The organism is Leptospira soteropolitanensis (assembly GCF_026151655.1).
GTDB lineage: Bacteria > Spirochaetota > Leptospiria > Leptospirales > Leptospiraceae > Leptospira_A > Leptospira_A soteropolitanensis.
Window position 1 is genome coordinate 279,929 of the sequence record NZ_JAMQPN010000003.1, and the last position, 14,521, is coordinate 294,449.

Consider the following 14,521-nt stretch of genomic DNA (forward strand, 5'->3'; position numbering starts at 1 on the left):
ATAAATTTATATTTTATATTGAGACTCACTCTCTTTTAGGTTTGACAAGCACCATCCTACTTCAATTCTTGGCGCATGATTCGTTTCAAGATTAACAGAGAAATCAAATTTCTATTTCATACCCTTTTGCTTTTTACCTATCCAGTAGCGGCAGATACAAACCAGCGTATCATTTCTGTAAATGGAACGGTGACTGAAATCATCTATGCATTAAACCTGGAAAGCCAATTAGTTGCGGTAGATTCAACTTCTTATTACCCAAAACAAGCAACTACTCTTCCCAATGTAGGTTACCAAAGGACATTAACAACAGAAGGAATCTTAAATTTTAAACCTTCACAAGTGATCGGACTGGAATCTGCAGGTCCTGCTGCAACGATACAAAACCTAAAAGATGCAGGCATTCCCCTTAGACTTTTCGCAGATGATTTTAAAATAGAAACTCCCACCTATCGAGTATTAGAAATTGGAAAGTTATTAGGAAAAGAAAAAGAAGCTCGGATTCTCGCTAAAACTATAAATGAACAAATCAAGAAGTTAAATATAAAGAAATCAAATATTAAAGTTCTCTTTATTTATTCTAGAAACCCAAGTTCTGTCTTCATTTCAGGAACTGGCACAGCAGCACATGCAATGATAGAACTATCTGGTGCAAAAAATGCGGTAAATGAATTTTCAGAATATAAACCACTCACCAGTGAAGCATTAGTGAAAGCAAACCCAGACATCATTCTTATGCCCGAAAAATCAGCATTAGGTTTTGGAGGAGAAAAGGCAATTTGGGAAATTAATGGAATGGAATTTACTCGAGCAGGAAAAGAGAAAAATCTGATTCTTGTAGACGATCTTCTACTTTTAGGTTTTGGCCCAAGGCTTCCTCTCGCTTTAAAAACTTTAAATGATAAGTGGAAACAAATAGAATGAAGAAAAAAGTTTTCTTTATCCTATCTTGTCTCATTTTTACAATCTTCTCTGCCGTTCTTTCTTCGTTACTTGGCGCAATGAATATACGGTGGGAAGATTTAATAAAAACTGATAGTATAGAATCTCGCGTTTTCTTTGAATTGAGAATACCAAGAATCATACTCGGTACTCTCGTTGGTGGTTCTTTGGCTTGGTCTGGTGCCTTGGCGCAAGGATTATTTCGTAATCCAATTGTAGATCCAGGACTTATTGGAATTACTGCTGGTTGTTCTTTGTTTGCTTCCATAGCCATTGTTCTCGGAACATCCGTCCCTTACCTACATTCAATTTGGAGTACCGTTGTATTTTCTTTTTTGGGAGGGATTTCATCCTCCTTTATCATTTTCTTTTTTGCAAAATCAAAGGGAAGAACTGATGTCTTTTCTTTATTACTCTCTGGAATTGCCGTTAACGCAATATGTTTTTCCGCGATAGGGATTTTGAGTTACATAGCGAACGAAGCCCAACTAAGGAATCTCTCACTTTGGAATATGGGAAGTTTAGGTGGTGCCTCATGGTCCAATTTAAAATCCTTTTCCGTCTTTTTCATTCTACCTTTATTTATCAGTCCACTGATAGCAAAACAATTGAATGTATTTATATTAGGAGAAAGAGAAGCAAACCATTTGGGGGTATCGACTGAATTTTTAAAAACAATGGTGATTCTTTTAATCGGAGTAAGTGTCGGAGCATGCATTTCACTTGTGGGCAATATAGGATTTGTTGGACTTGCGGTTCCGCATATTGTACGCCTGGCAATTGGACAGGATTATAGATATTTACTACTCACCTCATATTTATTAGGTGGAGGTTTATTGTGTTTGGCAGACGGAATTTGTAGAATTGTCATTTCACCATCGGAAATACCAGTGGGAATTGCGACCGCGCTACTAGGCGCCCCTTTCTTTCTCAGTTTAATTCGGAAAAGGATGAACCATATATGACCATCGAAGCAATAGATCTAAGTTATTCCATTGGCGAAAAATCCATTCTATCCAAAATAGAGTTAGAAATTCATCCAGGGAAACTCCATGTTCTAATGGGCAGAAATGGAGCTGGAAAATCTTCACTCTTTCATATATTATGCGGAGACATTTCACCCAAGATAGGTAATATATATTTGGATGGGATTGAATTAAAAAATTATTCCAAAACCCAACTAGCAAAAATACGGGCAGTATTAACACAAGATGCCGCAATCACCTTCCCGATCAGTTCGAAAGAAGTAATCGAACTTGGTCGCCATCCTCACATATCAGATCCCATTAGAGACAAGGAAATTGTTCAAACATGTATAAAAATCACAGGTTCTACTGAACAAAAAGACCAAAATTATTCCACTCTATCCGGTGGAGAAAAACAAAAGATTAACTTCGGACGAATTTTGGCTCAAGTTTGGGAAACGCCACCTCGGTACATATTCCTTGATGAACCTGTTTCTGCTTTGGACATACCCAACCAATACAAAATGCTAAACTTATGCCGCCATATGGCTGACCAGGGTTATGCGGTATTTATGATTTTACATGATCTAAACCTTGCAGCTCTTTATGCAGATACAATCACCCTACTCCATAAAGGAAAAATCATCAAATCAGGAAACCCAAACGATGTTTTAACTTTAGAAAATTTAGAAATCACATTTGGAATCAAAGCAAGAATTCTAAATGCACCAGAAGGAAATTTTATCATTCCAGAAATCATAGGAGAATCAATATGAATGAAAACTTAAAACAACAATGGGAAAATCTTACAAAAGAAATGCCCAAACTTCGAATCCGCGACGCCGCAAAACACTTAAATGTAAGTGAAGCAGAGCTTCTTTCCACAAAGATTGGCCCAACCGTAAAATTACTAAAACCAGACTGGGCAAATTTTCTATTAAGCACCACAAGCCTTGGCTATGTAATGGCTCTTACTAGAAATGAATCTTGTGTTCACGAAAGAAAAGGTGTCTACAAAAATCTTTCAGTTAACGGACAAACCGCACTAGCAGTGGGAGAAGACATTGACCTTCGCATCTTTTTGCATGACTGGAAGTATGGCTTCTACGTGGAAGAGCCAAGAGATAATGGCATTATGCGTAGTTTCCAATTTTTTGACTCAAAGGGAGAAGCGGTTCATAAAATTTATCAGACGGAAAAATCTGCGATTGCCGGTTGGGAAACTACAAAAGAAAAGTTTGTAGATGATACTCTAACTTTTACAACTCCTTCCACTCAAATAAAACAAAAAACGGAAACGAACGATCCAAATGAAATTCCAAATTTTTTAGATGCCTGGAGTAAACTCGAAGATACTCACGATTTCTTTTCCCTACTCAGAAAGTATAACTTCTCAAGAGAATTTTCTTTGGTGGCTGCAGATGGCAAATTTTCATTTAAAATTTCCAAAGAAAACTTACTCAGCTTAATGGAGCAAGTAAGCCAACTCGAAATGGAAATTATGATCTTTGTTGGAAATCCAGGAATGATTCAAATTCATACTGGAAAAATTCAAAAGCTAGAGCCAATGGGTCCTTGGTTTAATGTTCTAGATCCAGAGTTTAATTTACACTTACGAACAGACCATATTGAATCGGTTTGGATTGTTGATAAACCAACAAAAGATGGATTAGTGACTTCAGTGGAAGTGTTTGATAATGAAGGCAACCTAATCCTACAAATGTTTGGGAAAAGAAAACCAGGAATCCCACAATCAGATGTTTGGTATAAACTAACACGTGGTTACTTGCAGAATAGCGACAAACTAAACCCTTCTTTTGTATAAATTACTCGGGAAATCGAGTTTCATCTGAAAACCTTGGGTACCCTCAATACTCAAGGTTCCTCCCATTTGTTTTTCTGCGATAATTTTTGCAAGACTCAGTCCTAACTTTTTTTGGTGGCTCAGCTCAAAGGAATTAGGCAAACCAACCCCATTATCACTATACTCAAAATGACAAATATTTTCCACTATGGAAAACCGAACAAACACAGTGCCAACATTTGAATTGGGAAATGCATATTTAAAACTATTAGAGAGTAATTCAGTAAATATAAGACCGAGTGGAACGGCAGTATCTAATAACAAGGTGCCTTCACTTACCTGAAACTGAACCTGAATATCTTTTCCTTCCGGTGGATAACTTTGACGAATCATCTCTGTTAACGATACTAAATAATCAGAAACTTTAATTTCACTCAAATCTTTATTAGCATATAGATGGTCATGCACCAAAGACATTGTCTGAATCTTAATGGAAGTATCTTCTACAATCGATTGAATGTTTTCGTTCTCAGGAAATTCCGATGCTTGAATCAACAAAATTGAGCGTACTAACTGCAATGAGTTTTTCGTTCTATGAAATATCTCTCCAATCAAATTCTCTTTTTCACGCAAAGATTTTTTTATCATCTCCGCATAAGTTCGGTTTTCTTCGATTTCCTTAGAGAGTAGCTTATTAGTTTGTATCAATTTATCATAAGGATCATTAATCGCAGCAATAAAGACTGCTTTGTATATTAAATAAAAGGCACCTATTTTATATATATGCCCCAATACATTATAGACATCAAATACACTAGTGTATACGGCAAAAACTAGCTCGCTAAATATGCAAGCGATAAAAGCAGATAAATAATATTGAAGCTGTCTCTTGGAAGAATAAATGCCTACTCTTCTATAAATCAAAAGGGAAAGCAAAAGTAAGGCTATAATTGCATATTCTGCATTTTTTTTAAACGGTGTTAACCCCTTCCCATGTTCATAAGTTCGAGGTATCCAATGATTTAAATAGATTACCAAAAGAAAAACAATGCCAACCAAAAGAATTGCCAAAAGTAACAATAGATTTGCATGGCTCCATTTATACCTTTCATTGGGTTTAATATAAATAGCAAAAAATAGAACTAATGCAGTGATGATACGAGAAAAAATCCAAAACTGAGAGGATTTATTACCGGAATTTGGAGTAATGAAATCAGGCATCCCGGCATAAGACAATGTATGCATAAAATCAATCATTCCCACTGCGAGAAAACCTATTCCCAAAAACAAAGTATGGGTATTTCGGCTTTGAGAATAGGAATAATACCCCAAACCAAATATAGAGAAAGATACGATTACACTAAAGATTTCTGTAACATTATGAAAAACTAAAAAGTAACCTATTTCATATTCGCGATAAAAATAATCGGGGAATGTACCAACTAGCAGGAGCGGGGCCAAACATAAAAGGAGAACTCCCAAATAAAAACGATTCATTCGTAAGACTAAAAAAAGAAATTTGAGGTCCACCATCCGTTAGCAGGCAATTAGACAAAACTTTCTTATTTTAGCAAGGAATTATTTACTGCTGACTTAGAAACTTAAAATGCTTACATTGAAGTTTAATGTATATCAAGTGAAATCAAAGTAATATCATCTTTTGAATTCTGTCGCATCTTTGATAATCGATCGAGAAGTTTTTGATGAAATTCAATCTGTGAAAGATCTATGATGGGTAAAATTTCAGGGAATAAAATGGAAGTGAAATCAGCACCAGGTTTTAGGTTTTCATACAAACCATCTGTAAAAATGACTAGCCTATCTCCCTTTAACAACGGAATGGTTTTCTGTTCGTAACTGGAATTGGATCTAACTCCAAGCAGAAGGCCAGGACATTCAAATGATTCTATTTCTCCGTTACGAACAATCAAAAAAGGCGGGCTACCAGCAGAACTGAAATGTAATTTCATTTGTACAAGATCTAGATAAAAGTACGCCACTGTCACAAAACGGGCATGAAGGCTCGTACAAAGGAACCGGTTCATTGCTGCAACTAATTCCCCCGGTGACTCTTTATACTCTTTGGCATTTCGAAAGGCAATTTTCACCGTCGAGGAATCGAGTGCAGCACTCACACCGTGACCCGTCACATCTGCGATGACCAAACCGAAACCATCAGAGAATTCAAAAAAATCGTAGAAGTCTCCTCCTATTTCATAAAGCGGGAGATATGAAACTTCCATAGTAAGTTTTTGATTCTGAGGTAACTTATCTGGCAAAATTCGCATTTGAATTTTTCTAGCTGTTTCTAGATCTTTTTTAATCGTTGTTAGCTCACTTTTTGAAATCAAATTTTCTTCCAAAAGAAAGCGAAGGCGACGACCAAGTGCCAAGGAAAACAAGATTACTTCAAAAGCCGTACCGATTTGTACTCCGTAGCGACCAAAGGTAGAAAATGGGATAAGAGCTGCTTTTGTTAATGAATCAGCGATTACTCCGATAAACAAAGTGAACCATGCCAGTAAAAAAAAGGAAGATGACTTTGTACCTTTTGCAAAGGAATAAGCGCCAGCGGACATCAAAAGCAAGAACATGTATGGAAACGTATAGATAAAAGACACTTCTACCCAATTAGATGGTAACAGAAAAGATAAAAGTGCCAAGACACCAAAGCCAACTACACTCAGTAGAACCATACGATTTAATCGCGGATTTATTTTTTTCAGATCCAAAAAAGCAAGGGAGTATAAACCCACAAACATTAAAGACGAATTCACAGAAACATACAAATAAGGTTTAATTGATATCTCTAACTCTGGAACCAGTAGTTGCTTAAAAAATCCACCTAATAGAGAATAATTAATCACAAGAGTGGCTAAATACAAACAATAATAAATATATGCTTTTTCGCGTACGCTAATGTAGATTAAGAGATTATATAATAAAAGAGCAAAAATAATGCCGAAATAAACTCCGTTTGCGATATAATCTCTTTCGATTCGATCAAAAAATGAATTTATCTCCCATATACGGAACGGTGCATTTAATATACCCGAATTCTTTATATGAGCATAGATTGTTTTTGTTTCTAGTGGTTCCAGTGTAAGTTTATAAACAGGACTTCGATGCGGAACTTCTCTTGCAGAAAAAGAAGAAGACCCATTAAAAGTTTTCCTAACTATTTTTCCTTTAGTTACCCATCCAATTAGGACTTCATCAACCCACGGAGATTCTAACTCGAGTATATAATCTTTCGGTTCATTCTCTGAGTTCACCACCTCAAATTTTACCCAAACCGACGGTTTCCAATAACCAAAATGATATTTCATTTCGTGAGCTTTAGACCAAACCACACTTTCTGATATAACTTCTTCTAAGTTTTTGGATTCGAAGGTGTATTGAATCAGCGGGCGTTTGGGCAATTGATTGCCGCAAGAGACAAGAACTAAAACAAATATAAATAAATTAATTCTAGGTATGAGAGCCATCGGCAGTTAAAGAGTCTATTGCCAGTGTTCTAATAGATAATATCCGACGAAATTCAAATTCTACCTAGGCAGAAAACGTATTGCCAAAAATCTGAAAAGGTGAATACTCATGGCAAACCAAGGAGATTGATTCATGTCAGCAAAATTCGAAATCTACAAAGACAAAGCAGGCGAATTCCGTTTTCGCCTAAAAGCATCTAATGGAGAAATCATCGCATCGAGCGAGGGATATTCCTCCAAACAAGCATGTGAAAACGGAATTGCTTCCGTTAAGAACAATGCTGGTTCAGCGGAAATTGTCGATCAAACGTAAGAGCAACAATAATCTGTGACTGTTTGAATTTTTAGTTTAAACTTGGATCCTGCAGGGACTTCAAAGACAGACTTACCGTCAATTTGAAGCCATGTTTCGGATCCTGGTAAAAGAACGGATAGTTTTCCCGATTGGATTTCCATAATTTCTTTTTGGTCTGTACCAAATTCATACTCACCGGGCATCATGATCCCCAAAGTTTTCTTTTCCCCACTTGGAAACAAAACCGTTCGGCTGGTGACGTTACCATTGAAGTAAATGTTGGCTGGTTTTAGTACTGTTACGGATTCAAATGAACTCATACAGACCAAAAAATAGATCGGTCTAAGACTTCCAAGTGAATTCCAAAACTTTAATCTCACCGATTTGCCATTAAAAAGTGTTTGCGAAATTAGGAAATACCAGAACGGTGAAGTCAGTGCCCACAAAGAATTCGCAAAAATCAGATAATAAAAAGCAACAAGCCCGGGAAAAATCCATCGAAAGGATCCTTGCTTCTGCCATTGCTTTATTTGCAAAACATGGGTTCTCGCAAACGACTATGGAGATGATTGCCAATCATGCAAAAATTTCCAAGGGTCTAGCTTATAATTATTTTAAGAGCAAAAATCAGATCTTTGAACAAATCATCGATTCGCATCTTGCCAAACAAGAAAAATTCTATAACAATATACCTCCCAATCTTTCCGCAAAAGAATACGTGAGGGAATTTTTTAACCGATCTATCCAATTTGCAAAAGAAGAAAGAAAAACGATGGTTTTGATTTCTGTTTGCCTTTTCCAACCTGGTTCGGTCTCCCTATCCAAAAAGATGGTAGAAAATGTGGAAAAACGATTTGCCCCTTTTAAAGAGGCAATGAAAGAAAGATTCAGGTCTTATGGAATCAAAGATCCAGATAAAGAGATGATACTTATCAAAACCTTTCTCCACGGTGTGATAATGAGCCAACATTTTAATGACACAACCACTTGCACTCCAACGATCATTGAAATGGTTCTAGAAAGATACGATTATAAAGATTAAACCTACTCCCCTAACCCACCAGGAATTTTTAATATAAGAAGATTTGTAGCGGCAGTTGCCAAAAGTTTGTCTTTTTCTGTTCGCATTTCACCTACCATGTGTATGGTGGAAAATCCTTTTGCTTCTACCGAAGCTTTTACAATTACTTTTTGTCCTACTGCTACACCACGAATGTATTGAATGTTCATATCAATTGTTGTGGTAGGACGTTTTGCGACTAAATAACTAAGCGGACCAAAAGCATTATCAAATGCGGCAGCAATCACTCCACCTTGCATCATTCCCATTGGATTAGTTTGCTCTTCTGAAACAGGGAAGGAAACAGTAATACTTTTTCCTTTTGTATAGGATAAAATTTCAGCTTTCATTGCCACAAAAATTGGAGGAGGAACTGTAATTTTCCTTCCCCCGTGATTAAAATTGATTGTCATATCATCTAAAATTTTCTGTGTTTCTTCGGTTGTGAGTGTCTGCATAAACAAAACTCCCCTATGTTACCAATAGAAACATTTCATAAATATTTTTCAAGAAAAATGTTGCCACCGGTAACTTAATTTATAATTTTATGCTGTGAAACGCTCTTCCTACCATCATGGTGACCTAAAAAACAGCATCATCAAAACTTGTCATAAATTATTACAAAAGAAGGGTTCTACTGATTTTTCTCTCCGCGAGGTAGCAAATCTCTCAGGAGTTTCACACGCAGCCGTTTACCGGCATTTTCAAGATAAAGAGGAGGTTTTAGAAATTTTGTCTTCGATAGGATTTGAAAGGCTTGGGTTACTGCAAAAAAAAATACCTCAAAATAAAGCCAATCCCGATGACTATTTTGTAAAATTGGGGTTAGTTTACGTTCAATTTGCGATTAAAAACCCTAATTACTATAAGCTTATGTTCCTGACCAAAAGGTCCAATGAAACCTCAATATTAAAGCGATCAAAACTAAAGTCTTATGCCATTTTAGTCCGTGGATGTAGGTTTTACTTAAAATCAAAAAGAAGGAAAGAAAATCATCGAAGTTTTGCACTCATGGCTTGGTCTCTTGTTCATGGTTACAGCAATTTATGCCTTGAAACTGAATTTCCTGATAAGGAAAGTAAAGCTCTTAAAAAATCAAAACTAGAAATGGCAGAAGACATCTTGAGGTTTGCTCTATAAATATAGACTTCCAGTTTTAAAGATACATTGCTTCGAATTTTTCTAAAAATTCTGACTTTTCTCTAACAAATTTTAAAGGAGTTTCTTTCCCATATTCACAATAATAAATCATCTGTTGACCGTCGTTGGAATTGGTACAATTTTTAACTTCATCGAGCTTAAGATATAAATTGCCTGTTTTTAAATGTTTATAAACTAACATTGGCTACCTCCCAATTTGGGTATATTTGAAACTAAAAAAACATTACCCCCATCGCATTGAAGGATTTTGTGTCTCCATCCAATTTTTCCAAATTAAATTCAAAGTACCTTGTAAAAAATCAGGAGATGATAGTTTCGAAATTTGATGATACGTCGATTTTGATAGTGTTGTTTCACTCCAAATTTTAAATTCATCCCAAGAATTTTTCTTTTGTAATCTTTTTTGTACCTCTATTGTACTATTAAAAGGAGACTGTATTTTTTCCAATCCAGCATTGGATTTTTTCGGCATGCTGACTGGGATAGTTTCTGCTTTGTTTACCGGAAAGACCATTGGACTTTTTTCCAAGGGTACTGAGTTCATTTGCATTTCTTTAGCAGTCGGTTTTGAGAATAAAGGTTTTAAATATCTTTTCCTTCCATCAAATCCTGTTTGTTCTAAGAGACCGAGTTTTTTTAGTGAAGTGATTAGTCTCGATACAGTGTCCATTTTAAGACCCAACAATTCTCCGAAATAACGGTTCGATGCGAAACACCCTCCTTTCTCATGTAAGGATACGATTTCTGCATACAATTTTGTTTGGCTATGGGAAAGATTTAATTCCTCTATCCAAACGGGAATCCAAATTCCTGTTCGATTTGTTTTCATTTTAGGTTCCTTCTGCCAAACGAACACTTCTCCGGCTACGAGCGTTTGGTTAGTTTTTGCCAATACCCTATAGGTATAATTCCTTTACTCTGATTTGGAAAATTTAGCTTTTGTTTAAAGTAAACCTTCGGTCAAACTTGAGTTAAGAAAAATTGGAAGCTCTTTCGAACGTCCTTTCGGAACTTTTTTAGAAATTCCGGTTTGAACAACAACGGCATTGTGGTAGAGCCGTGTTCGGTTGTGTGACCCGAACGTTCCCTACATGTACAGACTTGCTAAATTAGTCAAGAGAAAAATGAGACATAATTCTTTGCCTGTCACATTAGAGGGGTTTGCACTGGAGTTTTAAAAACTAGGTATTTGAAAAGTGGAGGAAATGGCCCCAGGTCGCTACCACACTTCCTAGGGCTTTTATTGTTCAACCCGGTTAAGGATTGAGATCAGTTTAGAATTTACTCGATTTGAGTACAAGTTTTTTTCTTTAAGAATATGAAAAAAACTCGGTAGGTTTCATTAGTGACCTGCTGATTCAGAATAGTTATTTTTTAAATTTCCGAATGGCTTCTTCAATTACTGTTTTTTGATTTTGGAGTTGGGAGATTTTTTCCTTAACTTTGAGTAATTTGTTTTTTAATTCCTTTAGTTCTAAGTTGTTGAGCTTTGGGTTTGTTTGTTTTTGTTTGTTGGGCTTTAGAGGGCGGACAAATTCTCTTAGGTCATTTCGCGAAGGAAAATCACCTTTTTTTTCTAAACCTTTGAGGAGGTAGTCGATTGCCTTTTTTCTATTGGATACATCTAAGGGTGCAATTTCAGTGAATAAACTTGTTGGGATTTGAAAGATGGGGTGATTTTTATCCGATGTGGTGTTGATATTTGTTTCTTTTAGAATTTCTGCATGTGCTATTTTGGTTTTTACCCATTGCCCCGACTTATTAATTCTTTTTGCTAACTGTTCATTAGTTTCTTTGTGTCTGTTTTTTAGTTCTTGAAGGGAAAGTGCCAAATCGGATTCGGAAAGGTCTTCCCTTTGAAGGTTTTCAACTAATTTAATTTCAGGTAATTTAGAAATATCGATTTGTTCGACATTTTTGATAATTGCGAGAATGGTTTTTTTCTTTAAAAGTTTGTGCGCGCGAAATCTTCTTTCGCCGTTAATAAGTTCATATTTTCCTGCTTTTTTTCTTACGACCACTGGCTGTAAAAGTCCATATTGAGAAATAGAATCTGCAAGTTCTCTGATTGTTGACTCGTTAAAGGTTTTTCGGGGATTGTTTTCTATTAATATTTCTTCTACAGGGATCTCTGTAGCATTGTGATGGGTAGTGGTTTCATCTTTAAGGAATGGGTTAAGGGAAGGGGTTCTTGCAGTTGCTCGTGAGAGGATATCTGCTGGGTTATAATTTGCTTTGTTTTTCATGTTTTTGACGAAAGTACGCCGGCGTACTTTATTTTAACTTCTCCGCTAGTGTTTCGAAAGCTTTCCAAGGAGCGCTTCCTTCTTGTAGAGGTTTGCCAGTCTCCGTGCGGTCCCGAATACTGTCATTTTTGGGGATCGGTTCTAAAATTTTTAAGGTCTTTATTGTGTTTAATTTTTGAAGGAGGTCCATTTGTTTTTGAGACGTCCCCCATTGAGAGGGGAGGATCATTACTGATTTTTTCTTCGATTGTTCATCAAACCTTTCTGCTTCATCTACTTTTTTTAAAACTTGAGCTACAGTTCGAACAGCCCATTTGGAAGGTGTCACTGGAATAAGAATCACGGAAGCCGGGAGATACGAGGCTATGTTTTCTGATGAGCCCGAACCTGGTGTGTCAATGACTACATAATCATATTTAGCCTTGAGTAGGATGTTTTTGAGGCGCGGGATCATGGAAAAATCTTTGGATGCTAAGTAACTTAAATCTGAAAGTTCTATTATTGATGGTAACACGTCTATGTTGTTGGATGTTTTTACTGACTCTGCAAGGGTGGTCTCTGCATTTAGTACGGAGAGTGTGTTGCCAGAATCAAAAAACTCAACAGGTTCTTCTGGGAAAAAAAAGTCGGAAAGGTCTGCTTGGGGATCCATATCGATAGCTAATGTGGAGCCTTTTTTTGAAAGGGCTAGTGCGAGATGGATGGCGGTAGTGGATTTGGATGTCCCACCTTTAATGTTTGCAACAGTAATGATCTTCATTGCAAATTGAGTTTGTAAATCCTGCTTCATGGTGCAATAAAAATTAAGGAATTGGATTATTTTTTAAAAAAGTACGCCGGCGTACTTTACCGTTATGTATTTGTCTTGTGACTTTCTGGGAGTTATTGATCATCGATTTTTTTCGCGCAAAGGATCGAAGCGGAGAGCCTGGTCGTTTTTCTTGAGATAGGAAATTGGAAAAAATTCGATGCGCCCAATTATTACATTTTGTTTTTGTTTATCAAAATAGAAAAAATTCTTGTACTATTTTTGCTAAATCATAGACTGTTCCTAACCCCTTTAACCGGGTGATGTAAACTCTCTGGATTGTGTGGAAGCAGTTCAGAGAGACTTTCCTCCGCATAAATCCTCCTCGCATTTCTTTACCCTACTCTGCCCTGTTTTTTGTTCTTTGAACAAATTATGAGACGGCTTGGTGGTAAGAATTATGTCACATTAAAACTTGACAGGAAATAGATTTTGGGATTAATAGATCCCAGGTAGGGGAGGTGTCCCTATACCTGAAAGCGGTCTTCCACAATTTTAACCGCTAATATACATCACCTGGAATTCAATTGAATTCCGAATAGGACGTTCTTACGAACCTCCAAGAGATACGATACAACACCGAAGGTATATCTTTTTTGTGTTGTAGTTTGCGGCGAGGAAATCCTTTCCGTGAGCCGAAGGCTTGTGTTGGAAACAAGGGATAGTTATGAGTGAATTCAAAAGAACGGGTGTTTGGGTCGCCCAATGGATGGAAGATTTGGATCTGACTCCAAATCAGACAAGGTTGTATGCAGAGATTTTTTCATTAGATGCTAAAGGCGGTTGTTTTGCATCAAATGAGTATTTGGGAAAAGTTTTAAAGTTAAAAAGAGATACCATTTCTCGTTTAATCTCTGTGTTGAAGAAAAAAGGTCTAGTAAAACAAACTGGGTTTGATGGGCGGCGGCGGTTTTTGAAACCTTTGGATCCAAGTGCTAATTCTCGGTCGGATCTAAATTCTGAGAAGCAGGACCAGATTCGTAATGGAGTCAAATGTGGAATAGGCGTTGTATCCAAGGCTGATTCTTATTTTGAGAAGAAACCTTTTACTAAATACAAAGTACATGAAAACATACATAATGATTTTATAAAAAAAGGCACGAGTGCTGATTGGAAAGAGTTTTTGACCTGGAGTGAAAAGCAGCTTTCTCATTCAACGAGTTTGGCGCTATCAAGGCTCACCGGTCCTGAGGTATTGACAGGTTGGCAACTCTCCTATTGGAAACGGTTTAAGGGCCATCCAAAATAATAAACTGTGGAATAGGATGGGTAAGACGATCAATGCCTTAAGTTTATTTTGCCTATTTATTTAACTTGCGTTAAGTCTTGTCGGAATTGTTTTCTTCCGCCTGGATAATCGATAATGTAAATGCATTGGCAAGTTTCCCAGGCTTGGGTTGTGAAAAAATAACCAGTATCTTCGGATTGGCAAGAATCCTGTTTAGGTTTGATTTTGTGAGCGGATATAAGGCGACCTAGATCCTTTATCTCAACCTCGTCTAACTGAATGGATTCATGTTCCAGGAGAATGGAAGTTAATTTGGGAGAGGTGGAGAGTAGGTTGCTCGCGTTGACGCAGGTACTTCTTCTCATTGCTAAACTACCAGATTCGATCGCTTGTGGGCTTGCTTTTGCGGAGACAGCAGCATAAAAAACTTCTGCCCCGTTTTTGTTTCTCCATTCCGACTTCCAGGGCGTATAACTTTGGCAGGAGATGAAAAAGAGTAAAAGGTAAGGGGCTAAATTTCTCAT

The 14,521-nt window shown here is 36.8% G+C and carries 16 protein-coding genes; 8 read left to right on the forward strand and 8 right to left on the reverse strand.

Translation table 11 applies throughout. The features are described 5' to 3' along the window. The first annotated feature begins 75 nt into the window (after positions 1–75). The 4 genes from ND811_RS09740 to ND811_RS09755 are packed head-to-tail and all read left to right on the forward strand — an operon-like array spanning position 76 to position 3,732. Positions 76–924 (forward strand): heme/hemin ABC transporter substrate-binding protein, encoded by an 849-nt coding sequence (locus ND811_RS09740; RefSeq protein ID WP_265351895.1) that lies wholly within the window; start codon positions 76–78, stop codon positions 922–924. Beyond that, positions 921–1,907, forward strand: coding sequence for a FecCD family ABC transporter permease (locus ND811_RS09745; protein ID WP_265351894.1), 987 nt, complete (start codon positions 921–923; stop codon positions 1,905–1,907). The genes ND811_RS09740 and ND811_RS09745 overlap by 4 nt, the downstream gene beginning before the upstream one ends. Then, on the forward strand, positions 1,904–2,683 hold the full coding sequence (locus tag ND811_RS09750; RefSeq protein ID WP_265351893.1) for a heme ABC transporter ATP-binding protein: 780 nt from the start codon (positions 1,904–1,906) through the stop codon (positions 2,681–2,683). Before ND811_RS09745 ends, ND811_RS09750 begins: the two co-directional genes overlap by 4 nt. After that, positions 2,680–3,732, forward strand: coding sequence for a hemin-degrading factor (locus tag ND811_RS09755; protein ID WP_265351892.1), 1,053 nt, complete (start codon positions 2,680–2,682; stop codon positions 3,730–3,732). The genes ND811_RS09750 and ND811_RS09755 overlap by 4 nt, the downstream gene beginning before the upstream one ends. Here the strand turns inward: ND811_RS09755 and ND811_RS09760 are convergent. Both ND811_RS09760 and ND811_RS09765 read right to left on the reverse strand, forming a co-directional pair. Beyond that, positions 3,712–5,208 (reverse strand): MASE3 domain-containing protein, encoded by a 1,497-nt coding sequence (locus tag ND811_RS09760; protein ID WP_265351891.1) that lies wholly within the window; start codon positions 5,206–5,208, stop codon positions 3,712–3,714. The genes ND811_RS09755 and ND811_RS09760 overlap by 21 nt on opposite strands. A gap of 125 nt (positions 5,209–5,333) precedes the next feature. Further along, positions 5,334–7,199, reverse strand: a complete 1,866-nt coding sequence (locus ND811_RS09765; RefSeq protein ID WP_265351890.1) for a 7TM diverse intracellular signaling domain-containing protein — start codon at positions 7,197–7,199, stop codon at positions 5,334–5,336. A gap of 133 nt (positions 7,200–7,332) precedes the next feature. On the opposite strand from ND811_RS09765, the gene ND811_RS09770 reads away from it, so the two are divergent. Beyond that, a complete protein-coding gene (locus tag ND811_RS09770; protein ID WP_100728409.1) occupies positions 7,333–7,512 on the forward strand; it encodes a YegP family protein in 180 nt (59 codons plus the stop codon). Here the strand turns inward: ND811_RS09770 and ppnP are convergent. Continuing rightward, positions 7,503–7,814, reverse strand: coding sequence for a pyrimidine/purine nucleoside phosphorylase (gene ppnP, locus ND811_RS09775; RefSeq protein ID WP_265351889.1), 312 nt, complete (start codon positions 7,812–7,814; stop codon positions 7,503–7,505). The two genes, ND811_RS09770 and ppnP, sit on opposite strands and share 10 nt — an antisense overlap. 116 nt (positions 7,815–7,930) lie before the next feature. Between ppnP and ND811_RS09780 the strand changes: the two genes are divergently transcribed. Then, positions 7,931–8,536 (forward strand): TetR/AcrR family transcriptional regulator, encoded by a 606-nt coding sequence (locus ND811_RS09780; RefSeq protein ID WP_265351972.1) that lies wholly within the window; start codon positions 7,931–7,933, stop codon positions 8,534–8,536. Between the two features lie 2 nt (positions 8,537–8,538). On the opposite strand, the gene ND811_RS09785 is transcribed toward ND811_RS09780, so the two are convergent. Next, a complete protein-coding gene (locus ND811_RS09785; RefSeq protein WP_265351888.1) occupies positions 8,539–9,012 on the reverse strand; it encodes a PaaI family thioesterase in 474 nt (157 codons plus the stop codon). Positions 9,013–9,106: 94 nt separating this feature from the next. On the opposite strand from ND811_RS09785, the gene ND811_RS09790 reads away from it, so the two are divergent. Beyond that, positions 9,107–9,694 carry a TetR/AcrR family transcriptional regulator gene (locus ND811_RS09790; protein ID WP_265351887.1) on the forward strand — a complete coding sequence of 196 codons (588 nt, stop codon included), beginning with the start codon at positions 9,107–9,109 and terminating at the stop codon, positions 9,692–9,694. A gap of 244 nt (positions 9,695–9,938) precedes the next feature. On the opposite strand, the gene ND811_RS09795 is transcribed toward ND811_RS09790, so the two are convergent. The 3 genes from ND811_RS09795 to ND811_RS09805 form a co-directional block, all read right to left on the reverse strand. Continuing rightward, positions 9,939–10,544 carry a helix-turn-helix domain-containing protein gene (locus ND811_RS09795; RefSeq protein ID WP_265351886.1) on the reverse strand — a complete coding sequence of 202 codons (606 nt, stop codon included), beginning with the start codon at positions 10,542–10,544 and terminating at the stop codon, positions 9,939–9,941. A gap of 538 nt (positions 10,545–11,082) precedes the next feature. After that, positions 11,083–11,961, reverse strand: a complete 879-nt coding sequence (locus ND811_RS09800; protein WP_265351885.1) for a ParB/RepB/Spo0J family partition protein — start codon at positions 11,959–11,961, stop codon at positions 11,083–11,085. Between the two features lie 28 nt (positions 11,962–11,989). Then, positions 11,990–12,721, reverse strand: a complete 732-nt coding sequence (locus ND811_RS09805; RefSeq protein WP_265351971.1) for a ParA family protein — start codon at positions 12,719–12,721, stop codon at positions 11,990–11,992. A gap of 715 nt (positions 12,722–13,436) precedes the next feature. On the opposite strand from ND811_RS09805, the gene ND811_RS09810 reads away from it, so the two are divergent. Then, positions 13,437–14,018 (forward strand): helix-turn-helix domain-containing protein, encoded by a 582-nt coding sequence (locus ND811_RS09810; protein WP_265351884.1) that lies wholly within the window; start codon positions 13,437–13,439, stop codon positions 14,016–14,018. A gap of 56 nt (positions 14,019–14,074) precedes the next feature. On the opposite strand, the gene ND811_RS09815 is transcribed toward ND811_RS09810, so the two are convergent. Beyond that, positions 14,075–14,521, reverse strand: a complete 447-nt coding sequence (locus ND811_RS09815) for a hypothetical protein (RefSeq protein WP_265351883.1) — start codon at positions 14,519–14,521, stop codon at positions 14,075–14,077.

Excerpts from the sequence above, each read along its gene's own strand:
- ND811_RS09740 (WP_265351895.1), top strand. The coding sequence starts at position 76 with ATGATTCGTTTCAAGATTAACAGAGAAATCAAATTTCTATTTCATACC.
- ND811_RS09745 (WP_265351894.1), top strand. The coding sequence starts at position 921 with ATGAAGAAAAAAGTTTTCTTTATCCTATCTTGTCTCATTTTTACAATC.
- ND811_RS09750 (WP_265351893.1), top strand. The coding sequence starts at position 1,904 with ATGACCATCGAAGCAATAGATCTAAGTTATTCCATTGGCGAAAAATCC.
- ND811_RS09755 (WP_265351892.1), top strand. The coding sequence starts at position 2,680 with ATGAATGAAAACTTAAAACAACAATGGGAAAATCTTACAAAAGAAATG.
- ND811_RS09760 (WP_265351891.1), bottom strand. The coding sequence starts at position 5,208 with ATGAATCGTTTTTATTTGGGAGTTCTCCTTTTATGTTTGGCCCCGCTC.
- ND811_RS09765 (WP_265351890.1), bottom strand. The coding sequence starts at position 7,199 with ATGGCTCTCATACCTAGAATTAATTTATTTATATTTGTTTTAGTTCTT.
- ND811_RS09770 (WP_100728409.1), top strand. The coding sequence starts at position 7,333 with ATGTCAGCAAAATTCGAAATCTACAAAGACAAAGCAGGCGAATTCCGT.
- ppnP (WP_265351889.1), bottom strand. The coding sequence starts at position 7,814 with ATGAGTTCATTTGAATCCGTAACAGTACTAAAACCAGCCAACATTTAC.
- ND811_RS09785 (WP_265351888.1), bottom strand. The coding sequence starts at position 9,012 with ATGCAGACACTCACAACCGAAGAAACACAGAAAATTTTAGATGATATG.
- ND811_RS09795 (WP_265351886.1), bottom strand. The coding sequence starts at position 10,544 with ATGAAAACAAATCGAACAGGAATTTGGATTCCCGTTTGGATAGAGGAA.
- ND811_RS09800 (WP_265351885.1), bottom strand. The coding sequence starts at position 11,961 with ATGAAAAACAAAGCAAATTATAACCCAGCAGATATCCTCTCACGAGCA.
- ND811_RS09805 (WP_265351971.1), bottom strand. The coding sequence starts at position 12,721 with ATGAAGATCATTACTGTTGCAAACATTAAAGGTGGGACATCCAAATCC.
- ND811_RS09810 (WP_265351884.1), top strand. The coding sequence starts at position 13,437 with ATGAGTGAATTCAAAAGAACGGGTGTTTGGGTCGCCCAATGGATGGAA.
- ND811_RS09815 (WP_265351883.1), bottom strand. The coding sequence starts at position 14,521 with ATGAGAAATTTAGCCCCTTACCTTTTACTCTTTTTCATCTCCTGCCAA.